Raw genomic sequence first — 20,780 nt, 5'->3', positions numbered from 1 at the left:
TGGCTTACGGATTTCGGGACGCATCCTACTTCTTTCTGAAAATCAAGGATGCGTTCCCCGGTAAAGTGCGATGAACCTAATAAATGCCATCCCACACCGAGAAATCCACCGGTGCGAACGGCGACATGCCCTGTGCTTCGCCTGCGTAGTCGGTGATCGTTCCGCTTACCTGCATCCCGCCTGTGGTCGGCGTGAAAGCCAGCGTTGCCACGGTACCGGCCTGGCCGGTAATCACCAGCGTATTGCCGTCGAGCGCGCACGCACTCGCAGCGTATTGGGTCGAGTTCAGTCCATCTGTCGAGATGGTGACGCTGGCATCATAGGAAACGGTGTCACCTGACGACGTCATGCTGGTGTCGACCGTCACAAAGGCGCCAGGAACACTGGGCAAGGGATAGTAGCCCGTGTATGGCACCAGGGCTTGTGCGGAGGATGGCAAATTTGCAGGCATGGCATTCCAATCAAATTTTAAAGGGGGAGTAACAAGTGTATCCACTTTTCTTGATAGAAAAAACACCATCCCCGGCGCCCATGGATTTTTATTTTCTGAGCCGGACCTGAGTGCGTCCAGCGGTTTCAGCCCGCCTCGGCGCCCAGCACAGCCAGCGCCGCCAACAGGCGGTCCAGTTCCTCTGTCGTGGTGGTGATGGCCACCGTGGCGCGCACCACGTCGATGTGGCCGGCATTGCGCTCGACGGTAAACAGGCCGAAGCGTTGCAGCAGCGCTTGCTGCAACTGGCGTGCGCTCATGCCGTCAATCGCGAAGCCGACCAGCGCCGAGCCGCGCTGTGCATCGAGCGGCGACAGCAGGCGCACGCCGGGCAGCTGCGCGGCGCGGCTGATCCAGTAATTGCGCAGCCAGGCCAGGCGCGCCATCTTGGCTGGCGTGCCACCGAGGCTTTCATGAAAATCCAGCGCGGCGGGTGCCGCCAGGATGGCGGCTATCGGCGGCATGCCCATGTGCAGGCGGCAACGGATATCATCGAGCGGATAATCGCCGTCGCCGAAATGCGGCTCGATCTTGTGCAGCTGCGAAGCGCGCATGTAGACGAAACCGAGCCCGCTTGGTGCGCCTATCCATTTGTGCAGATTGAAACCGGCAAAATCGACGTCCATGGCCTGCACATCCACCTCGACCTGCCCCAGTGCATGGGCGCTGTCGAGCAGCACGTCGATGCCGTGTTCGCGCGCCAGCGCGGTCAGTTCGCGCACCGGCAGTTGCTGGCCGTTGGCCGGCGTCACCTGCGACAGCAGCAGCAGTTTCGGCTTGACAGCCTGGCGCATGGCTTGCGCGTAACGGGCGATGATCTCGTCGTCGCCGACAGGCAAATCGATCGGCACTTGCGTGCTGGTCACGCCCCGGCGCTGGGCCAGCCAGCGCATGGCGGTGCGCATGGCCGGATAATCGAGATTACTCCACAACACGGTATCACCGGGCGCCAGGCCATGGTATTGCGTGATCAGCACCTGCATCGATTCGGTGCCGCTGCGCGTCAGCAGGATCTCGTGCGGTTCGGCGCGGATCAGCGCGGCGATGCGCGCGCGCAGGACATCGACGTGCCGCAGCGTGAAGTCGCCGCGCACGAAGGGACTCAGTTGCTCGTTGGTGTAGCGCACGGCCTGTTCAAAGGCCGCCTGCACGGGCGCGGCCATGGCGCCAAAATAGCCGTGTTCCAGATTGACGACGGCATCCGGGGGCGCCGGATACGAGGCGGCGACCTGGCGCCACCAGGCCTCGTCACGTACCGCGCCATCGGCAAGCAGAGGAAAAGACATGGGGATAGCCCGATCAGGATTGGCCCTGGCGCACCTGCTCGAAGAAGCAGACGGCGGCGCAGGCGGCCACGTTCAGCGACTCGATCTGGCCCAGGTGCGGTATCACCACCTGGTGCGTCGCCATCGACAGCAGGTCGTCGGCCACGCCCTGCCCTTCATGGCCAAATAGCCAGGCGACCGGCTGGCGCAGGTCGACGTCGTACAACTGCGTGGTGGCGTAGCCGCTGGTGGCCAGCGTGGTGACCTTGGCGTTCGACACCAGCGCGGCCAGGTCGACGTTTTCAAAGATATCGAGCACGAAATGCGCGCCCATCGCCGCGCGCAGCACTTTCGGCGACCAGCAGAACGCCGTGCCGGCGCTGCAATACACCTGCGTGATGCCGGCGGCGGCCGCGCTGCGCAGGATCGAGCCGACATTGCCCGGGTCCTGCAGGTTATCGAGCAGCACCGCCGACACCGTCACCGGCGCCGTCACGGCACGCTCGGGTGTCTCGATCAAAAACATCACGCCCACGCCGTGTTCGACCTGGCTGACGGCGTTGTACAGCGCGTCGGGCAGGCCCAGCACATGGGCGCGCTGGCTTTCCAGCTGGCCGACGATCTCCATCACTTCCGGATTGCGCAAGGCGCTTTCGCTGACGATGCATTGCTCGGGCAGGCCGCGCAGCTGCAAATAGGACTGGCACAGATGGACGCCGTCGAGCAGGCTGCGGCCCGACTTGCGGCGCGCCTGCGAGCTGCCAGCCAGTTTCAACAGATCCTTGTATTGCGCGTTGTCGCGCGAGGTGATGGTCTTCATGCGGCCAGCTCCTGGCCGCCGAACAGTGCGATCACATTGCGCACCGGGGCGAACGAGCGGCGGTGCACCGGCGAGGCGCCATGCAGGTGCAGGCGCTCGATATGCAATTTGGTGCCATAGCCCTTGTGCTGGTCGAAGCAGTATTCGGGATACTGCGCATGCAGCCGCACCAGTGCCGCGTCACGGGCCGTCTTGGCCAGGATCGAGGCGGCCGAAATCGCATCGACCTTGTCGTCGCCACCGATGATGGCCATGCCGCGGATCGGCATGACCGGGCAGCGGTTGCCGTCGATCAGGGCCAGGGTCGGCACGGTCGCCAATGCTTCGACGGCGCGGCGCATGGCCAGCATCGACGCCTGCAAAATGTTCAGGCGGTCGATTTCTTCTTCCGATGCTTCGGCAATCGCCCAGGCCAGCGCCTTGGCGCGGATCTGCGGCGCCAGCAAATCGCGCCTGGCTTCGGAGAGTTTTTTCGAATCGCGCAAGCCGTCGATGGGCTGGTTCGGGTCGAGGATCACGGCGGCGGCGAAGACCGGGCCGGCCAGCGGGCCGCGCCCTGCCTCGTCGACGCCGCAAATGATTTCGTCCAGAGAGAATGGCAAGTCGTCAAACAGGCCGGGATAGCTATTTTTCACGTTGAATCTTTTTCAATTACTTCTTGTTGGCGGCGATCACCTGCATCACCGCGTTGGCGCTGTCGCGCGCACTGTCGCGCAGCAGGCTGTGGTGCATGTCGGTAAAGCGCTGCACCAGGCACAAACGGCCGGGGATGTCGCTCAGCTGCCGCCACACGGCCTCGGCCAGCGCTTCGGGGCTGGCGGCGTTCTGCAGCAGTTCCGGCACCAGGTAGTCGCGTGCCAGGATATTGGGCAGGCCGATCCACGGCTGGTAACCCATGTGGCGCATGATTTCCCACGAGGCGCGCATCATCTTGTAGGCGATCACCATCGGTTTTTTGTACAGCGCCACTTCCAGCGAGGCCGTGCCCGACGCCACCAGCACCGCGTCGGCGGCGCAGATCGCGGTGTGCGAGCCGCCGTCCGTCAGCAGGATCTCGACCTCCTGCAGGCCGGCTTCCTTGACCAGTTGCAGGAAATACTGGCGCTGCTTTTCGCCGGCCATCGGCGCCACAAAGCGCAGCGAACGGTCGCGCGCCAGCAGCAGCTTGCAGGCGGAAACAAACGCCACCGTATTGTATTTGAGTTCGCCCATGCGGCTGCCCGGCATCAGGGTCACCACATTGGCGTCTTCCGGCAAACCGAGGGTGCGGCGCGCGGCCGCTTCGTCCGGCTGCAGCGGGATCATTTCGGCCAGCGGATGACCGACATAGGTCACCGGCACGCCCGCCTTGCGGTAGATCTCCTCCTCGAACGGGAAGATCACCAGCATGTGCGAGACGGCCTTGATGATCTTCTTGATGCGCCCGCCGCGCCAGGCCCAGATCTGCGGCCCGATGTAATGCACGGTGGGGATGCCGGCAGCTTTCAGCTGCTGTTCCAGGCCCAGGTTGAAACCCGGATAGTCGGCGCCGATGAAGACGGCCGGGCGCTCGGCGATCAGCTGGTCGCGCAGTGCGTTCTGGATGCCCTTGATCTCGCGGTAGCGGGGGATGATCTCGAACAGGCCACGCACCGTCAGCTTGTCCAGCGGCCAGTCGGACACAAAGCCCTGGGCCGCCATATGCTCGCCGCCGATGCCGTGAAAACGCGCGCCGGGCAGCTGCGGCGCCAGGCCGGACAACAACCGGCTGGCCAGCAGGTCGCCCGACACCTCGCCGGCCACCATGGCGACAGAGAGCTTATCGAACGATGCCACGCGAGGCCACGCCTAAAAATTCGCGCATGGCGCGGATATGTTCCGCCACTTCCGGCGCGGAACCCTGCTCTTCTTCGAACAGCGCCGCCTTCGATTCCTCCAGCGTCAGGCCCGAGCGGTAGATCAGTTTATAGGCGGTGCGGATGCCGTTGATCTGCTCGCGCGTGAAGCCGCGGCGCTTCAGGCCTTCGATATTGACGCCGTGGGCCGCCGCCGGATTGCCGTTCAACAGCACGAACGGCGGCACGTCCTGGGTCAGGCTGGTGCTCATGCCGACAAAGGCGTGCGCGCCGATCTTGCAGAACTGGTGGACGTTGGCAAAACCGCTCATGATGACCCAGTCGCCGATCTCCACATGGCCCGCCAGCTGGGCGTTGTTGGAGAAAATCGTGTTGTTGCCCACCTGGCAGTCGTGCGCCAGGTGCACATAGGCCGAGATCCAGTTGTCATTGCCCAGGCGCGTCACGCCGCCGCCCTGCACCGTGCCGGTGTTGAAGGTGCAGAATTCGCGGATGGTGTTGCGGTCGCCAATTTCCAGGCGGGTCGCCTCGCCCGACCATTTTTTATCCTGCGGCTGTGCGCCGATCGAGGAAAACTGGAACAGATGATTGTCCGCGCCGATGGTGGTATGGCCCTCGATCACCACATGCGGGCCGATCCTGGTGCCGGCGCCGATGCGCACATCAGGGCCGATGATGGTGTACGGCCCCACCTCGACCGAGCTGTCGAGCTCGGCCTTCGGGTCGATCACCGCGGTGGAGTGGATGGACCCCATATTACTGCCCCGCTGGCTGGCTCGCGTCCTGCGAACTGCGGATGGTGCACATCAGTTCCGCTTCCAGCGCGACCTTGCCGTCGACCGTGCCGACCGCCTTGTATTTCCAGATACCGCGCGACACGCGCAGGATTTCGACGTCCATCTTCAGCTGGTCGCCCGGCTCCACCGGACGCTTGAAGCGCGCGTTGTCGATGCCGACGAAATACACCACCGAATTCTCATCGGGCTTGACGCCCATCGTCAGGAACGACAGCAAGGCGGCCGTTTGCGCCAGCGCTTCGATCATCAGGACGCCCGGCATCACCGGCTTGTGCGGGAAGTGGCCCTGGAAGAATTCTTCGTTGACGGTCACGTTCTTGATGGCGGTGATGGTCTTGCCCGATTCCCAGGTCAGCACGCGGTCCACCAGCAGCAGCGGATAGCGGTGCGGCAGCAGCGATTTGATGGCCAGGATGTCGAGGGTCTTGTTTTCAGTAGTCGTCATTTTTCGTCTTGCTTGGTCAGTGTTTTAATGGTTTTTTCCAGCGCGCGGATCTTCTCGCGCATGCTGGTGAGATTGCGCACGATGGCGGCGCTTTTTTCCCAGTCGGCGTTTTTCGCCAGCGGGTAAAAGCCGGTGTACTGGCCGGGTTCCGCGATCGAGCGCGAGACCATGCTGCCCGAGCCCACGTGAACCCGGTCGGCGATCGTCAGGTGGCCCAGCACCATGGCGGCGCCGCCGAAGGTGCAGTACTTGCCGATCACGGCGCTGCCGGCCACACCGACGCAGCCGGCCATGGCGGTGTGCGCACCGATATGGCAGTTGTGGCCGATCTGGATCTGGTTGTCCAGCTTGACGCCGTCTTCGATAATCGTGTCGGCCAGCGCGCCACGGTCGATGGTGGTATTGGCGCCGATATCGACATCGTCGCCGATCACCACCCTGCCCGTTTGCGGGATCTTGATATACACGCCGGCTTCGTTGGCAAAGCCGAAGCCGTCGGTGCCGATCACGGCGCCCGAATGGATGATGCCGCGCGCGCCGATCACGCAGTCCGCATGGAAGGTGACGTTGGCGAACAACCGGGTGCCGGCGCCGATGACGGCGTCACGGCCGATCACGCAGCCAGGACCGATCACGCAGCCGGGGCCAATCACCGCGCCCGCTTCGATCACGGCGCGCGCGCCGATGGAAGCGGTCGGATCGATCTGTGCGGAGGCGTCGACGATGGCGCTGGCATGGACGCCCAGCGGCGCCTTGACCTCGGTCAGGGCGGCGAAAAACTGCGCCGCGCGGGCGAAATACACGTAAGGATTCGGTGTGACGATGCGCGCGCCGGCGTAGTCGCCGTTGATCAGCGCGTCATCGGCCGGCGTGAGTATCAGCGCCGCGGCGCCACTGCTGGCGGCCTGCGCGCGGAATTTGCTATTGCTGAGAAAGCTGATGTGCGAAGCGCCGGCGTCGGCCAGCGGTGCGATGCCTGTCACTTCCAGGTTGGCATCGCCCGCCAGTTGTCCACCGAAGCGTTCGACCAATTCACCTAGTCGAGTGCCCATCTATAAAACCCCTATAAAAACGCCTGCCATTGCCTACTGCGCGGCGCGGTTTGCGGTCTCCGATGCTCACTGCCTCGGGCGGCCCCGTGCATGCGCACAGCTCCGCGTCTCAACCACAACTCACATCCGCTCGCTACGGCAATGTCAGGCGTAAAACCGTTCTATTATTTGTCCAGCGCCTTGAGTACCTTGTCGGTAATGTCAATGCGCGGGCTGGCCCACAGGGCTTCCTGCAGCACGATGTCATAGCCTTCGACATGCGCCATCTGCTGGATGATGGTATTGGCTTTTTCCGCGATGGCGCTGCGCTCTTCGTTGGTGCGCTGGTTCAGGTCCTCGCGGAACTCGCGCTGGCGGCGCTGCAGCTCCTTGTCCAGCTCGAAAAATTCGCGCTGGCGCTTGGCTCGGTCGGCCTCGCTCAGGGTCGGCATGTCGCGCTCGAGCGCTTCATTGGCCACCTTGAAGCGGGCGCCCAGCTCCTGCACCGCTTTTTCGCGCGAGCGGAACTCTTCGGCCAGCTTGGCGCTGGCCAGTTTCGCCAGTTTCGACTCGTTATAAATACGTTCGCTGCTGATCCAGGCGATCTTCGATTCCTGGGCCAGTGCGTGCACCGGCAACAGCGAACTCCAGCACAATGCGATTGCGGCAAGAGACTTGGGCAGGGTGGCGGATGCGGTATTCATGATACTCCATGGTCAAAATGTGTAAGCTGGCGCCCCATGCGGATGCCGGTCAGAAACCGGTACCCATCTGGAACTGGAAACGCTCCAGGCGGTCGGTCGGCTTGGCATTCAACGGCTTGGCGTAGCTCAGCTTGAGCGGGCCGACCGGTGAAATCCAGCTGATCCCCAGACCGGCAGAATAGCGCAATTGCGAGATGCGCATCTTTTCGCCTTCCTGGTAAACCTGCCCGCCGTCAAGGAAACCGAACCAGCGCAAGCTGCGGTCATTGCCCGAACCGGGGAATGGCATCTGCAATTCGGCGTTGGCGATCAGGCGCGAGGCACCGCCCACGGCATCGTTGGTGCTCGGTTCGACCGCACCCAGCGACGAGCTCAGGTAGCCGCGCACCGAACCGATGCCGCCGCCGTAGAAGTTCTTGAAGACCGGGTACACGTGGTTGCCGATGCCGTGGCCGTAATCGAGCTCGCCCTTCAGTGCCAGCGTGACCTTGCTGAACAGCGGACGGAAATACTGGTGTTCGTAAATGGCGCGGAAGTATTTCTGGTCGCCGATCAGGTCGGCCTCCAGGTTGACGCGCTGGTAGCGGCCGATCGACGGCGTCAGGGCGCTGTCGCGGCTGTCGCGCTGCCAGGCCGCCGTCAGCGGGATCGAGTTGGTGGTAGCCGAACCGATGCCGTCCGACGGGCCGCCATTGTCGATCACATACTGACGGAAGCGCAGCGGGCTGGTCGAGTCGGTTTCGATCTGCGAGCGCTCGGCGCCGATACCGAAGAAGATGGTGTCGACTTCCGAGAACGGCACGCCGTAGCTGACGCGGCCACCGGTCTGCTTGATCTTGTAGCTGCCGATGTTCAGCGCCGGCGGTTCGGTGGTGCGCAGGTAGATTTCGAAGCTGCGCGAAATGCCGTCATCCGTGTAGTACGGATTGGTCTGCGAGAACGCGATGGTGCGGCTGTAATGACTGGTATTGAGTTCGATGCCGACCGTGTTGCCGCTACCGGCAAAGTTGGCCTGCGAAATCGATGCCGACAGGGTGAATTTTTCCGATTGCGAGAACGCGCCGCCGATCAGGAAGTTACCGGTCGGTTTTTCCACCACCGTCACGTTGACGTCGACCTGGTCGGACGTGCCCTGCGCTTCCGGCGTATCGATGGTCACGTCCTTGAAGTAGCCGAGGCGGTCGACACGGTCACGCGACAGCTTGATCTTGTTGCTGTCGTACCAGGACGATTCGAACTGGCGGAATTCGCGGCGGATCACTTCGTCGCGGGTGGTGGTATTGCCGGCGATATTCATGTGGCGCACGTAGACGCGCTTGCCCGGATCGATGAAGAAGGTGAAGCCCACTTCATGCTTGTCGCGGTTGATTTCCGGATTGGCGTTGACGTTGGCAAACGCGTAGCCGAAGGTGGCCAGGCGGTCCTGGATGCGCTTGTTGGTGGCCGTCAGGCGCGCGCCCGAATAGATCTGGCCTTCGCGCATCAGGTTCAGCGCTTTCAGTTCTTCTTCGCGGCCGAACATCTCGCCTTCGAACTTGCTGCCGGTGACCGTGTACTTCTCGCCTTCGGTAATATTGATGGTCAGGTAGATGTCTTTTTTATCGGGCGTGATCGACACCTGCGTCGAATCGACCTGCATCTCGATATAGCCGCGGTCCAGGTAGTAGGACTTGAGCGACTCGATGTCGCCGGTCAGCTTGGTCTTCGAATATTGGTCGGCCTTGGTGTACCAGCTGAACCAGCCGCCCGTGTTCAGGGCCAGCTGTTCGCGCAGTTCCTTGTCGCTGAAAGCCTTGTTGCCGACGATATTGATCTGCTTGATGCGGGCCACGTCGCCCTCGTCGACGGCGAACACCACGTTGACGCGGTTGCGCTCGATCGGCGTGACGGTGGTGGTGATCTTCACGCCATACAGGCCGTGCGACAGATACTGGCGCTTGAGTTCCTGTTCGGCGCGGTCGACCGAGGCCTTGTCGAAAATCTTCGCCTCGCCGACGCCGATTTCCTTCAATGCCTTGACCAGCACGTCTTTTTCAAATTCCTTGGTGCCCGTGAACTCCACCGCCGCAATCGCCGGACGCTCCTCGACCAGCACCACCAGCACATCGCCGTCGGCTTCCAGGCGCACATCTTTGAACATGCTCGTGGCGTACAGCGCCTTGATGGCGGCGATACTTTTCTCGTCGGTGAAGGTTTCGCCGACTTTGACCGGCAGGTATGCAAAGACGGTGCCCGCTTCGGTGCGCTGGATCCCTTCGACCCGGATGTCCTTGACAACGAACGGAGCGACAGCGAGCGCATGGCCGGAGCAGAGTGCCAGGACGGCGGCGCCGATCAGGCTGCGGCGAAAGGAAGGCAAGGCAATACGAGCAGAATGTAATTTCATTGGCTAATCAATGGATAAATCAGTGGACAACATACACAAAAGATTGCTTGTGCGACTCACGCAATGGCAGGAACAGTGGCATTAGTTGAGCAGCCGCAGCACATCATTAAAGACGGCAAGCACCATCAAGGTCAGCAACAGACCGAGCCCCAGGCGCTGGGCAATCTCGCCTACGCGTTCCGGCAAGGGGCGTCCGGTCAAAACTTCCAGCGAATAATACAGCAAATGCCCGCCATCCAGAACAGGAATGGGTAGCAAATTCATCACGCCCAGACTGATACTGATGAAGGCGATGAAGCTCAGGTAGCTCACCAGGCCGATGCGCGCCGTCTGGCCCGCATAGTCGGCGATGGTGATCGGCCCCGTCACGTTCTTCAGCGAGACCTCGCCGGTGACCATCTTGCCGAGCATTTTCAAGCTCATGATGCTGGTATCCCAGACCTTCACGGCGCCCTTGCCGACAGCTTGAAACGGCCCGGAGGCGACGACGATCATATCCGGCGTCAAAGCGATCTCGGCCTTGATCTTACCAACTGTTACAGCTGCCTGGGCGCCCTTGCCCGCCTCGCCTTCCGGCGTGACCGGCACCGTGAGGTCCTGGCCATGGCGGCGCAGCAGCACTTGCAAGGTCTTGCCAGGCGACCGCATCAGCGTTTCGATCACGGCGATACCGTCCGTCATCGGCTTGTCGTCGATGGCGAGTATCAGGTCACCCGGCTGCAAGCCGGCCCGTTCGGCGGCGCCGCCCGGCATGATTTTGCCCAACACCGGTGCCGGACGCGCCAGCACCAGGCCAAGCTTGCCCAGCACATCGCCTTCCAGGTCCAGCCCGGCCAGCACCGACGCCTGTATGGTGGCTTCCTGCACGCCACGGTCGGGGCGGCGCACTTCGATGCGCGCGGCCTCCTTGTCGAGCGCGGCCTGCATCAGTTCCCAGCGCAATTCGCTCCAGCTGGCCACGTCCTTGCCATTGACGGAGTGTACCGTATCACCGGTGCGCAGGCCCGCGAGATAGGCGGTGCTCTGCTCGGCGACGACGCCGATCTTGCTCGACGGCTCTTCGATGCCATGCATGAACAAGCCCGCGTACAGCACGATGGCGACCAGGAAGTTGGCCAGCGGGCCGGCGGCGATGATGGCCATGCGGCGCCATACGCTCTGGCGCGTGAATTCGCGCGCCATGTCGCCCTGCGTCAGCACGCCCGTATCGGGGTCGCGGCTGTCGAGCATTTTCACGTAGCCGCCCAGGGGCAGCGCGGAGATCGCCCATTCAGTCTGGTCCTTGCCGAACTTGCGCGAATACACGACTTTGCCCATGCCGACCGAAAAACGCAGCACTTTCACGCCGCACAGGCGCGCCACCAGGTAGTGCCCCAACTCGTGCAAGGTGACCAGCGAGCCGAGTGCGACAACAAACGCCAGCAGCGTCGTGATCAGCGTCATGCCGCCAGCCTGCCGGCAATGTAGGCCTGGGCGCAGGCGCGCGCCAGGCGGTCCTGCTCCAGCACCGTGTCGATGCTGGATGCGGCGCCGTGCGGCACAGTCTCGATCACGTGCGCCACCACCTTGTCGATCTGGCGGAAACCGATGCGCAGGTCGAGGAAGGCTTGCACCGCCACTTCATTGGCGGCGTTCAGCAGGGCCGGCGCGGTGCCGCCCGCGCGCAGCGCGTCGTAGGCCAGCTGCAGACAGGGAAAGCGCAGCATGTCGGCCCGCTCGAACTGCAAGGTCGCCACCTGCGCCAGGTCCAGCTGCGCCACGCCGGAAGCGATGCGCTCGGGCCAGGCCAGCGCATTGGCGATCGGCGTGCGCATGTCAGGGTTGCCCAATTGCGCCAGCACCGAACCGTCGACATACGAGACCATCGAATGGATCACGCTTTGCGGGTGGATCAGCACCTCGATCCGGTCGGCCGGCGCGCCGAACAGCCAGTGCGCCTCGATCACTTCCAGGCCCTTGTTCATCATGGTGGCCGAATCGACCGAAATCTTGCGTCCCATCACCCATTTCGGATGCGCGCACGCCTGGTCCGGCGTCACGCTGCCGAGCGACTCGACGTCACGCGTCAGGAACGGGCCACCGGACGCGGTCAGCACGATCTTCGCCACGCCGGCCGCCTGCGGCACGCGGCCGTAGTTGTGCGGCAGGCACTGGAAAATGGCATTGTGCTCGCTGTCGATCGGCAGCAATACGGCGCCGTTTTCCTGCACCGCATCCATGAACAGCTGGCCCGACATCACCAGCGCCTCCTTGTTGGCCAATAAGACCTTCTTGCCGGCGCGGGCCGCCGCCAGGGTCGGCGCCAGGCCGGCCGCGCCGACGATGGCCGCCATCACGCTGGCCACCTGCGGTGCGCTGGCAATCGCGCACAGCGCCTCGACGCCGTGGTCCACCTCGGTAGCGACGCCCGCTTCAGCCAGCAGGCGGCGCAGCTCCTGCGCCGCCTCCGGCGTGCCGACCACGGCGCGCTGGGGGCGAAACCGCACACACTGCGCAGCCAGTTCGGCTACCTTGCCGTGGGCCGACAGCGCATACACGCTGTACTGTTCGGGATGACGGGCGAGCACGTCCAGCGTGGAGACGCCGATCGAACCGGTCGCCCCAAGTATGGTGATGTATTGCATTGAGAGTAATTCCTTATAGCCAGCTGCCTACCAGGGCCGCAAATGGCAAGACGGGGATCAGCGCATCGATACGATCGAGCACGCCGCCATGGCCAGGCAGCAGGTTGCTGCTGTCCTTGATGCCGGCGCGGCGCTTGAGCTGGGATTCGAACAGGTCACCGACGATGCTCGCTGCCACCAGCACCAGCAGCACCAGCAAGGCCATCGGCCAGCCGCGGCGCAATTGCAGCTGCACCGCGAAGGTATCCTGCAGCCACGGCGCCGATGGCGCGGCAAGGATGGTGATGGCGGCGATCACCAGTACGGCGATGCCGCCGCCGATCGCGCCTTCCCAGGACTTGCCTGGCGAGATGCTGGGCGCCAGCTTGCGCTTGCCGAAGGCCTTGCCGGAGAAGTACGCGCCGATATCGGCGATCCACACCAGCGCCATCACCGACAGCAGGTACAGCGGACTATGGAGCTTGAACAAGGCCACGATGGCGACAAAGCAGCCGACGATGGTCACCGCATACACCAGGCTGAGCAAGGTGTTGCCCAGGCCTTCGAGCGGCGGCAGGCCGGTCGCCAGAGAGGGCACGAAACGGATCAGCCAGATGGCCACGCACAGCGCGTACCAGAAATTGAGCTGGGCCATGCCATTGCTGAAGAAGAAGGTGTAGGCAAAGGCGGCCGTCCAGACGGCGGCGATCAGCAGCGCCTGGCGATTTTTGAAAATGCGGAAGCTTTCCCAGACGGCAGCGCCGAAGAACGCCGTGGCGATCACGGCGAAGGCGGGGAAATAATTCAGATACAGAACCGGCAGCAAGACCGCCAACAAGACCAGGGCGGTGATTATCCGTGTTTTCAGCATCAGTTTGTCTTTTCGGTTAGTTGCGCGCTGGTACGGCCAAAGCGCCGTTCGCGCTGCTGGTAAGACGCGATTGCCGCGTCGAGGCTGTCGACATTGAAGTCCGGCCAGAAGGTTTCAGTGAAAAACAACTCAGTGTACGCCAGTTGCCACAGCAGGAAATTGGAAATGCGCTGCTCGCCGCCGGTGCGGATGAACAGGTCGGGCTCGGGAGCATAGGCCATGGCCAGGTGCGGCGCCAGTTCCTCTTCCGTATAAGCATGCCCGGCAGGCAGGCCATTGTCGGCGGACTCGGCTGTCATCTTGTTGACTGCCTGCATGATGTCCCAGCGGCCGCCATAGTTGGCGCAGATGGTCACGGTCAGGCGCGTGTTGCCGGCCGTCTTGCGTTCGGCGTTGGCCACCAGTTCCTGCAGTTGCGTATTGAAGCGCGACATGTCGCCCACCACCTTCAGGCGGATATCGTTGGCGTGCATGCGTACCACTTCCCGTTCGAGCATGGTGACGAACAAGCGCATCAGCATCGACACTTCTTCTTCGGGACGGCGCCAGTTTTCCGAGCTGAAGGCAAACAGCGTCAGGTATTCGACCCCACGGTCCAGGCATGCCTCGACCACGTTGCGCACGGCGTCCGCGCCCTTGACGTGGCCAGCCACGCGCGGCAGGAAGCGCTTGGTTGCCCAACGACCATTGCCATCCATAATGATTGCCAGATGGCGCGGCACGCAGCCCACGTCCGGTACCGCCGTTGTCGAACTCGAATAGATCATGAAAACAATAATACCAAATGAAAAGATCGCTATTATGCGCCAAATGGCACTGCCCGGGATAGCGCAGCCGTCCCGGGCAGTGTGGGCTTACCTGAAAAACTAGACGGTCAGCACTTCTTTTTCTTTGTCGACGACCATCTTGTCGATGTCGGCGATAAATTTGTCCGTCAGTTTCTGCACTTCATCGGACGAACGGCGCTCGTCGTCTTCGGAGCAAGCCTTGTCCTTGACCAGTTTTTTCAGCGATTCATTGGCATCGCGGCGAATATTGCGCACGGCAATCTTCGCGTCTTCCGCTTCGCTCTTGACCAGCTTGACCATTTCCTTGCGGCGCTCTTCCGTCAGCGGCGGCGTCGGGACACGGATCATATCGCCCTGTGCCGAAGGATTGAGGCCCAGGTCGGCGTCACGAATGGCTTTTTCGATGGTGTTGGCCATTTTCTTTTCATACGGCTGCACGCCGATGGTGCGCGCGTCGACCAGGGTCACGTTGGCAACCTGGGTCAGCGCCGTCGGCGAACCGTAGTAATCGACCATCACGTGATCCAGGATACCCGTGTGGGCGCGGCCGGTACGCACCTTGGCCAGGTCGGCCTTCAGTGTTTCCAGCGACTTCGTCATGCGTTCCTGGGTGTTCTTTTTAACGTCAGCTAAGGACATTACCTACTCCTTGTCTTGATAATAATGAATATTCTATTGCGCTTGCGGTATAGATGCTCGCGCAGCCGGGAGTGTCGAAAACCGTTCAGGGCAAGGCGCGGCGCCGAAGACAGTACGAATTGTACGGCGAGGCGCTGCAACGCAGCCATGGGCGGTTTCTCGGCGCTCCGTTTCCCTTATACGTGAACCAGAGTTCCTTCGTCCTCGCCCATGATGACGCGCATCAGTGCGCCTGGTTTCGTGATCGAGAAAACTTTAATTGGCAGCTTCTGGTCGCGGCACAGGGCGAAGGCGGTGGCGTCCATCACTTGCAGGTGCTTGGAGATGGCGTCGTCGAAGCTGATCGTGTGGTACAGCGTGGCGTTCGGATCCTTCTGCGGATCGGCCGTGTAGACACCGTCCACCTTGGTTGCCTTCAGGACGATCTCGGCGCTCATCTCGGCACCGCGCAGGGCCGCGGCCGTGTCGGTGGTGAAGAACGGGTTGCCGGTACCGGCGGCGAACACCACGACCTTGCCCTCTTCCAGGTATTGCAGCGCTTTCGGGCGCACGTACGGCTCGACCACCTGCTCGATGCCGATGGCGGACATGACGCGCGCGGTGATGCCGACGTGGCGCATGGCATCGGCCAGCGCCAGTGCGTTCATCACGGTGGCCAGCATGCCCATGTAGTCAGCGGTGGCCCGGTCCATGCCTTGCGCACCCGGTGCGACGCCGCGGAAGATATTGCCGCCGCCAATCACGATTGCCAGTTCCACGCCCAACTTGGCCACCTCGGCCACATCGGCCACCGTGCGCTCGATCGTGGCGCGATTGATGCCGTAGGGATCATCACCCATCAGGGATTCACCGGACAACTTCAGAAGGACACGTTTGTAGGCTGGTTTTGACATGAGCTGGGGCTCCATAAATGAGGTTATTCGAGTATGACATGGCACAGCGCCCTGCAGCGCCGGATAGGCGGGAGGCAGCTGCCCATGCCGCCGCCCGGCATGCTCTGCTGCGGGCGGGCCAAAAAAACGGGCCTCTCGGCCCGCTTTACTTACGCTCCCTGGGAGGCAGCCATCTGTGCTGCGACTTCTGCTGCGAAGTCGTCCTGCTTCTTCTCGATGCCCTCGCCGACCACGTACATGGCGAATGCCTTGACGCTGGTGTCAGCGGCTTTCAGCATTTGCTCAACCGACAGCTTGTCGTTTTTCACGAAAGCCTGGTTCAGCAGCGATACTTCTTTCAGGTACTTCTGTACCGAGCCTTCCAGGCGCTTGGCCAGGATTTCCGGCGATTGCGCTGCCTTGCCTTCGGCGGCCGCTTTGGCTGCATCTTCTTCGGCTTTCAGTTTTGCAACCGAACGCTCTTTTTCGATCAGTTCCGCAGGAACTTGCTCGGACGACAGCGATACCGGTTTCATCGCAGCGATGTGCATCGCCACATCCTTGCCCACTTGCTCATCGGCGCCGTCGAATTCGACGATCACGCCAATGCGCGAGCCGTGCAGGTAGGAAGCCAGCTTGGCGCTGGTTTCGAAACGCTGGAAGCGGCGGATGGTCATGTTTTCGCCGATTTTGCCGATCAGGGCAGCGCGCACTTCGTCCAGGGTCTTGCCATCGAGTGGCAGGGCCAGCAGGGCAGCGACGTCAGCCGGGTTGTTTTCAGCGACCAGACGGGCGGCATTGTTTGCCAGCGCCAGGAAGTCGTCGTTTTTCGCAACGAAGTCGGTTTCCGAGTTCACTTCAACCAGGGCGCCCACGCCGTTGGCGATGTAGGTTGCCACTACGCCTTCGGCGGTGATGCGTGCCGATGCTTTCGATGCCTTGCCGCCCAGCTTGACGCGCAGGATCTCTTCCGCACGGGCCATGTCGCCTTCGGCTTCGGTCAGTGCTTTTTTGCATTCCATCATTGGTGCGTCGGTCTTGCCGCGCAATTCGCCTACCATCGCTGCTGTAATCGCTGCCATGTGTTTCTCCTGATTCGGTGAGTCGACGGCAGTGGCGCGAACTTGCGTCCCGGCGCCTGCCACCATCGTTTTTTGTTAAAAAAAAGGGGGAGCTGCTGCCACCCCTTTTCCATTACTGCTGAGCTTTACAAACCGCTACCCGAGGGTAGCTTGGCATCAAGCCTGTTCGTTGACTTCGACGAATTCGTCGCCAGCAGCGGCTTTAACCATTTCAACCACTTCGTTACCGGCAGCTGCACGGCCTTCGATGATTGCATCAGCAACACCGCGAGCGTACAACATGATGGCTTTCGAGGAGTCATCGTTACCTGGGATAACGAAGTTCACGCCTTCTGGCGAGTGGTTGGTATCGACCACGCCGATGACCGGGATGCCCAGTTTTGCGGCTTCGGTGATCGCGCCTTTATGGTAGCCAACGTCAACGACGAAGATTGCGTCAGGAACGCCGCCCATGTCCTTGATGCCGCCGATCGATTTTTGCAGCTTGATCATTTCGCGCGAGAACATCAGCGCTTCTTTTTTCGACAGCTTTTCGATCGAACCGTCTTCAACCATCGCTTCCATGTCCTTCAGGCGCTTGATCGAGGTCTTGATCGTCTTGAAGTTGGTCAGCATGCCGCCCAACCAGCGTTGATCAACGAAAGGCACGCCAGCGCGTTGTGCTTCAGCAGCGATGATTTCACGGGCTTGACGCTTGGTGCCGACCATCAGGATGGTGCCACGGTTTGCAGCCAGTTGACGCACGTGCTTCATTGCGTCCTGGTACATCGCCATGGTTTTTTCCAGGTTGATGATGTGGATCTTGTTGCGATGACCGAAGATGAACGGTGCCATTTTTGGATTCCAAAAACGGGTTTGGTGACCAAAGTGGACACCGGCTTCCAGCATTTCGCGCATTGTTACGGACATTATTAACTCCAGGGTTGGGTCTGGAATCCGATCAGTCACCATACAGGCACCCTTGTCGACCGGATTCGCTTGTTTATATAAATTAAAGTCAGCCCAGCTGCAGGCCGCTTGTTGCATTGCCAGAAAGAGAATTCAAGCAACCCGGGATTTTACACTGAAATGCCCCGCACATCAAGGGCGCCGTGCAAATGGAACGCCCCATGAAAAAAGCCCGCCGGGCGAACCTGGCGGGCTTTGCTCAAACTGTCATGTCAGGCTCCTTGCGGAGCGTGGCATCAGAACGACTGGTTGTAGCGAACGTAGACGCTGCGGTCGATCGGCGAGTTAGGATCCACTGCCGACGACGACGAGGTACCGACACCCAGGCTGGTCGCTGCGTACATCAGGCGTGGTGCACGGTCGAACAGGTTGTTCGAACCAACCACGATCTCACCTTTCCAAGGCGTTTTGTAGGCTACGCTCAGGTCGAAGTAAGTGGTCGAACCACGCTTGTTGTAACCGCCGCCATCGTAGCTGACGCCCTGATCATCAGGATTCGAGCACTGGATTTCGGAATCCAGGCACAGATCCTTGACGCCACTGGTATAGCGGCCGGTCAGGGTCGCTGCCCAGTTGCCCAGCGCCCAGTCCAGGCTGACGTTCGACTTCAGGCGGGCATAGGTAAATTCGCCCGCATATTCCTGCCATTCGGCATTCGACGATGCCTTGTCCTTGAACGAGCGCAGGATCGTCGATTCGGTACGGATATTGAAGCTACCGTAGGCTGTACGCGGCAGGCGGTAGCCCAGGCCGATATCAAAACCTTCGGTCGACAGCTCACCTTTGTTGATGGTGCCGCGATTCAGACTGGTAACGGCGCCACTGGCGTCGCGTGTGTAGTCGCCGCAATATTGCGACAGATTATCGACCACGCAGTTGCCGATGACTTCCGCCGCTGTCCAGCCCGAGATCTGGTTTTTCACATTGATCTTGAACCAGTCCAGGCTGGCCGACAGACCAGGCACAAACGATGGGTTATAAACAAAGCCCAGCGTTTTCGTTTTTGCCGTTTCAGGCGTCAGGCTGTCGTTACCGACACCACCATTGAACGGAACAGCCGACTGCGCACCGCTGCCACCGACGGCGACGCTGCTTTGGTTCAGCTGGCGATAACCGGCAGGGACACCATTTGCCGCACAACGCGCTGCCACTGCTGTATCACGCGCCGCCAGGCCCCAGCGGCTGTCGCATGGATCGAGGTAGGAGTCAAACGACTGGCCGCCAGCACCGAAGGTATCGCCCAGTGCCGGGGCACGGAAGCCCTCGGCGATGGTGCCGCGTACCAGCAGGTCGCTGATCGGTTTCCACATCACGCTGGCCTTGCTGTTGGTCGTGCTGCCGAAATTGCTATAGTCCGAATAACGCGATGCCAGATTCAGCGACAGGTACTTGGCGAGTGGCTTGTCTTTCAGCAACGGAATATCCGCTTCCAGATATACTTCCTTGACGCTGTAATCACCTTGGGTGGTATTGGCTGCCAGATCAGTCGAGAAGCCCGATTGTTCGAATTGACCAGGACGATCATAACCGCGCACCTCGCGACGCTCCACACCGCCGGCGATACCCAGCGGACCTGCTGGCAAGCTGAACAGCTCGCCCGAGATATCCGCAGTAGCGCTGTTGATCGTGCTGCCGTAAGTGCCCTGACCGTTCGACATCACATACTTCAGTGCTTCAGGTGTCGATGCCGATGGGCCACCGAGGATGTTGAATGGCGTACATTGGTTGAGCGAGATTGGATTGGCAGCCGTGCCGCACTGCACCACACCACTCGCGTTCAGGAACGATGGACCCAGCGCTTTTTTCAGGTTCAGCAAATTCAGGTTGCCGGTACCTGTGGTCGTGCCCTTCAGCGAGCTGTGGTTGTAGCCGGCGCTCCAGCTCCATGGCAGGCCGCGCAGGTTGAATTCACCTTCCAGGGTGGCATCGACATGCAAGGTCTGGTTGCTATTGTCGGTGACACGCGGCACTTCGACCATGCGGCGGGCAAAGAACAGGTCCTGACCCAAGCCGGCGCCTGCAACTTGATTGCCGTACGGATTGTAGTAGCTGTCCTTGTCGATATAGACGCGGTAGTTCGGTTGCGATGCGCTGTTCAACGGATAACCGGCGACCTGACTTACCGAGCTGCGCTCCGAGTACATGGCCGTGGTAGTAAAGCGCATATCCATCGGCAATTCGATCGTGCCTTTGGTGAACAGCGTAGTCAGCTTGGTTGGCGCAGCAAACATCATCTGCTGCGTCGAGTTGTACGTATCGGCTTCCGCGCCGGTATAGGCGTGGTAATTGGCCGGATTACGGGAATCTGCTCCTACGCCGCTGCCGTCATACGAGCCGGTGTGATTCAGATACCGATTGAAACCGGCAGGATTGGTGACACCCAGCGCGTTAATTGGCGTGATACGACCCCAAGGGCCGGTACCGAAACCGGCGCCGAAGAAATCGCCCGTGCCGTAGCTTTGCGAAGTGATGTCGCGCTTGCTGGCCCATACCGGATCGGTCTGGCTGTGCGAAATACCAAACATCATCGAGGCTTTTTCGCCATTAGCGCCATACGACAGCGAGTAATCGCTGGTCTTGCCGTCACCTTTTTCGTTGGCGCCTTTGTAGACACTGACGGCGCCGCCTTCAAGGCGTTTTTTCAGGATGATGTTGACTACGCCTGCGATAGCGTCGGATCCGTAGATCGACGAAGCACCATCTTTCAGGACGTCAATGCGTTCGATCATCGATGCAGGCACGGTCGACATGTCCGTGTAACCATCAACCGATTGCGTCCAGCGCTTGCCATTGACCAGCACCAGCAGGCGATTGGCACCCAGGTTGCGCATGTCGATGTATTGGCCGCCTTGTTCGCGATTCGAGGTCAGCACAGCGCCTTTGCTGAAAGCAGGCGTGCCGGCCGACGTCATCTGATTCAAGATATCGCCAACGGTAATCAGGCCGGTAGCCTGAATCTGCTGGGCAGTAATCTTTTGCACGGGCTGAGCCGTTTCCAGGTCAACCTGGCGAATGCGCGAGCCAGTAACCTCTACACGCTGCGGCGCTTCCGCTTCGGCTTGCGCCTGAGCAAAAGCTGTCAGCGAATGCAATGCCATTGCCACTGCGACGGCAATCTTGGTGCGTTGATGCATAATTTCTCCGGTTTGATATTTTACCGACTGATTTAGTCAGGCTCTTGTAAACATAGGTATGTTTAATGTC

General features: G+C 61.2%; 19 protein-coding genes. All 19 read right to left on the bottom strand.

Features of this window, described 5'->3' with window-relative positions:
- Window positions 1–76: 76 nt before the first annotated feature.
- The 19 genes from ACP7B7_RS10665 to ACP7B7_RS10575 all read right to left on the bottom strand — a co-directional run bounded on the left by ACP7B7_RS10665 (window position 77) and on the right by ACP7B7_RS10575 (window position 20,710).
- The gene (locus ACP7B7_RS10665; RefSeq protein WP_426076664.1) at window positions 77–451 is read right to left on the bottom strand and encodes a hypothetical protein; all 375 of its coding nucleotides are present in this window, start codon (window positions 449–451) and stop codon (window positions 77–79) included.
- A 125-nt stretch (window positions 452–576) separates the two neighbouring features.
- Window positions 577–1,776 (bottom strand): aminotransferase class V-fold PLP-dependent enzyme, encoded by a 1,200-nt coding sequence (locus ACP7B7_RS10660; RefSeq protein ID WP_426076663.1) that lies wholly within the window; start codon window positions 1,774–1,776, stop codon window positions 577–579.
- Window positions 1,777–1,789: 13 nt separating this feature from the next.
- Window positions 1,790–2,575, bottom strand: a complete 786-nt coding sequence (locus ACP7B7_RS10655; protein WP_426076662.1) for a TrmH family RNA methyltransferase — start codon at window positions 2,573–2,575, stop codon at window positions 1,790–1,792.
- Window positions 2,572–3,210, bottom strand: a complete 639-nt coding sequence (gene rnhB, locus ACP7B7_RS10650; protein WP_426076661.1) for a ribonuclease HII — start codon at window positions 3,208–3,210, stop codon at window positions 2,572–2,574. Before rnhB ends, ACP7B7_RS10655 begins: the two co-directional genes overlap by 4 nt.
- A gap of 16 nt (window positions 3,211–3,226) precedes the next feature.
- Entirely contained in the window at window positions 3,227–4,390 is a 1,164-nt protein-coding gene (gene lpxB / locus ACP7B7_RS10645) for a lipid-A-disaccharide synthase (protein WP_426076660.1), read from the bottom strand.
- Window positions 4,374–5,165 carry an acyl-ACP--UDP-N-acetylglucosamine O-acyltransferase gene (lpxA, locus tag ACP7B7_RS10640; protein ID WP_426076659.1) on the bottom strand — a complete coding sequence of 264 codons (792 nt, stop codon included), beginning with the start codon at window positions 5,163–5,165 and terminating at the stop codon, window positions 4,374–4,376. The genes lpxB and lpxA overlap by 17 nt, the downstream gene beginning before the upstream one ends.
- A 1-nt stretch (window position 5,166) precedes the next feature.
- Complete coding sequence (gene fabZ / locus ACP7B7_RS10635; RefSeq protein WP_308920507.1) at window positions 5,167–5,652, bottom strand: 3-hydroxyacyl-ACP dehydratase FabZ; 486 nt, start codon at window positions 5,650–5,652, stop codon at window positions 5,167–5,169.
- Entirely contained in the window at window positions 5,649–6,704 is a 1,056-nt protein-coding gene (gene lpxD, locus ACP7B7_RS10630) for a UDP-3-O-(3-hydroxymyristoyl)glucosamine N-acyltransferase (protein ID WP_308920506.1), read from the bottom strand. The genes fabZ and lpxD overlap by 4 nt, the downstream gene beginning before the upstream one ends.
- Window positions 6,705–6,868: 164 nt before the next feature.
- Window positions 6,869–7,387, bottom strand: a complete 519-nt coding sequence (locus tag ACP7B7_RS10625) for an OmpH family outer membrane protein (RefSeq protein ID WP_308920505.1) — start codon at window positions 7,385–7,387, stop codon at window positions 6,869–6,871.
- Between the two features lie 49 nt (window positions 7,388–7,436).
- On the bottom strand, window positions 7,437–9,773 hold the full coding sequence (gene bamA, locus ACP7B7_RS10620; RefSeq protein ID WP_308920504.1) for an outer membrane protein assembly factor BamA: 2,337 nt from the start codon (window positions 9,771–9,773) through the stop codon (window positions 7,437–7,439).
- Window positions 9,774–9,854: 81 nt separating this feature from the next.
- Window positions 9,855–11,216 (bottom strand): RIP metalloprotease RseP, encoded by a 1,362-nt coding sequence (gene rseP, locus ACP7B7_RS10615; protein ID WP_426076657.1) that lies wholly within the window; start codon window positions 11,214–11,216, stop codon window positions 9,855–9,857.
- Window positions 11,213–12,397, bottom strand: a complete 1,185-nt coding sequence (ispC, locus tag ACP7B7_RS10610; RefSeq protein WP_426076656.1) for a 1-deoxy-D-xylulose-5-phosphate reductoisomerase — start codon at window positions 12,395–12,397, stop codon at window positions 11,213–11,215. The genes rseP and ispC overlap by 4 nt, the downstream gene beginning before the upstream one ends.
- A gap of 13 nt (window positions 12,398–12,410) precedes the next feature.
- Window positions 12,411–13,247, bottom strand: a complete 837-nt coding sequence (locus ACP7B7_RS10605; RefSeq protein WP_426076655.1) for a phosphatidate cytidylyltransferase — start codon at window positions 13,245–13,247, stop codon at window positions 12,411–12,413.
- Entirely contained in the window at window positions 13,247–14,014 is a 768-nt protein-coding gene (gene uppS / locus ACP7B7_RS10600) for a polyprenyl diphosphate synthase (RefSeq protein WP_426076654.1), read from the bottom strand. The genes ACP7B7_RS10605 and uppS overlap by 1 nt, the downstream gene beginning before the upstream one ends.
- Window positions 14,015–14,113: 99 nt before the next feature.
- A complete protein-coding gene (frr, locus tag ACP7B7_RS10595) occupies window positions 14,114–14,674 on the bottom strand; it encodes a ribosome recycling factor (protein WP_065305957.1) in 561 nt (186 codons plus the stop codon).
- A gap of 176 nt (window positions 14,675–14,850) precedes the next feature.
- Window positions 14,851–15,567 carry a UMP kinase gene (pyrH, locus tag ACP7B7_RS10590; RefSeq protein WP_308920498.1) on the bottom strand — a complete coding sequence of 239 codons (717 nt, stop codon included), beginning with the start codon at window positions 15,565–15,567 and terminating at the stop codon, window positions 14,851–14,853.
- Between the two features lie 149 nt (window positions 15,568–15,716).
- Window positions 15,717–16,628 (bottom strand): translation elongation factor Ts, encoded by a 912-nt coding sequence (gene tsf, locus ACP7B7_RS10585; protein WP_426076653.1) that lies wholly within the window; start codon window positions 16,626–16,628, stop codon window positions 15,717–15,719.
- A gap of 156 nt (window positions 16,629–16,784) precedes the next feature.
- Window positions 16,785–17,537, bottom strand: a complete 753-nt coding sequence (gene rpsB / locus ACP7B7_RS10580) for a 30S ribosomal protein S2 (RefSeq protein ID WP_086145236.1) — start codon at window positions 17,535–17,537, stop codon at window positions 16,785–16,787.
- A 275-nt stretch (window positions 17,538–17,812) separates the two neighbouring features.
- Complete coding sequence (locus ACP7B7_RS10575) at window positions 17,813–20,710, bottom strand: TonB-dependent receptor domain-containing protein (protein WP_426076652.1); 2,898 nt, start codon at window positions 20,708–20,710, stop codon at window positions 17,813–17,815.
- Window positions 20,711–20,780 lie beyond the last annotated feature (70 nt).

The sequence above is a fragment of the Janthinobacterium sp. PSPC3-1 genome (genome assembly GCF_049896105.1).
Classification (GTDB): Bacteria; Pseudomonadota; Gammaproteobacteria; order Burkholderiales; family Burkholderiaceae_D; genus Janthinobacterium.
The sequence above is the reverse complement of the archived record's forward strand: the minus strand, read 5'-3'. Positions and strand labels throughout refer to the sequence as shown.

Excerpts from the sequence above, each read along its gene's own strand:
- uppS (WP_426076654.1), bottom strand. The coding sequence starts at position 14,014 with ATGATCTATTCGAGTTCGACAACGGCGGTACCGGACGTGGGCTGCGTG.
- ACP7B7_RS10625 (WP_308920505.1), bottom strand. The coding sequence starts at position 7,387 with ATGAATACCGCATCCGCCACCCTGCCCAAGTCTCTTGCCGCAATCGCA.
- tsf (WP_426076653.1), bottom strand. The coding sequence starts at position 16,628 with ATGGCAGCGATTACAGCAGCGATGGTAGGCGAATTGCGCGGCAAGACC.
- lpxD (WP_308920506.1), bottom strand. The coding sequence starts at position 6,704 with ATGGGCACTCGACTAGGTGAATTGGTCGAACGCTTCGGTGGACAACTG.
- rpsB (WP_086145236.1), bottom strand. The coding sequence starts at position 17,537 with ATGTCCGTAACAATGCGCGAAATGCTGGAAGCCGGTGTCCACTTTGGT.
- ACP7B7_RS10660 (WP_426076663.1), bottom strand. The coding sequence starts at position 1,776 with ATGTCTTTTCCTCTGCTTGCCGATGGCGCGGTACGTGACGAGGCCTGG.
- ACP7B7_RS10605 (WP_426076655.1), bottom strand. The coding sequence starts at position 13,247 with ATGCTGAAAACACGGATAATCACCGCCCTGGTCTTGTTGGCGGTCTTG.
- ispC (WP_426076656.1), bottom strand. The coding sequence starts at position 12,397 with ATGCAATACATCACCATACTTGGGGCGACCGGTTCGATCGGCGTCTCC.
- pyrH (WP_308920498.1), bottom strand. The coding sequence starts at position 15,567 with ATGTCAAAACCAGCCTACAAACGTGTCCTTCTGAAGTTGTCCGGTGAA.
- ACP7B7_RS10665 (WP_426076664.1), bottom strand. The coding sequence starts at position 451 with ATGCCTGCAAATTTGCCATCCTCCGCACAAGCCCTGGTGCCATACACG.
- lpxA (WP_426076659.1), bottom strand. The coding sequence starts at position 5,165 with ATGGGGTCCATCCACTCCACCGCGGTGATCGACCCGAAGGCCGAGCTC.
- ACP7B7_RS10655 (WP_426076662.1), bottom strand. The coding sequence starts at position 2,575 with ATGAAGACCATCACCTCGCGCGACAACGCGCAATACAAGGATCTGTTG.
- fabZ (WP_308920507.1), bottom strand. The coding sequence starts at position 5,652 with ATGACGACTACTGAAAACAAGACCCTCGACATCCTGGCCATCAAATCG.
- ACP7B7_RS10575 (WP_426076652.1), bottom strand. The coding sequence starts at position 20,710 with ATGCATCAACGCACCAAGATTGCCGTCGCAGTGGCAATGGCATTGCAT.
- bamA (WP_308920504.1), bottom strand. The coding sequence starts at position 9,773 with ATGAAATTACATTCTGCTCGTATTGCCTTGCCTTCCTTTCGCCGCAGC.
- rseP (WP_426076657.1), bottom strand. The coding sequence starts at position 11,216 with ATGACGCTGATCACGACGCTGCTGGCGTTTGTTGTCGCACTCGGCTCG.
- frr (WP_065305957.1), bottom strand. The coding sequence starts at position 14,674 with ATGTCCTTAGCTGACGTTAAAAAGAACACCCAGGAACGCATGACGAAG.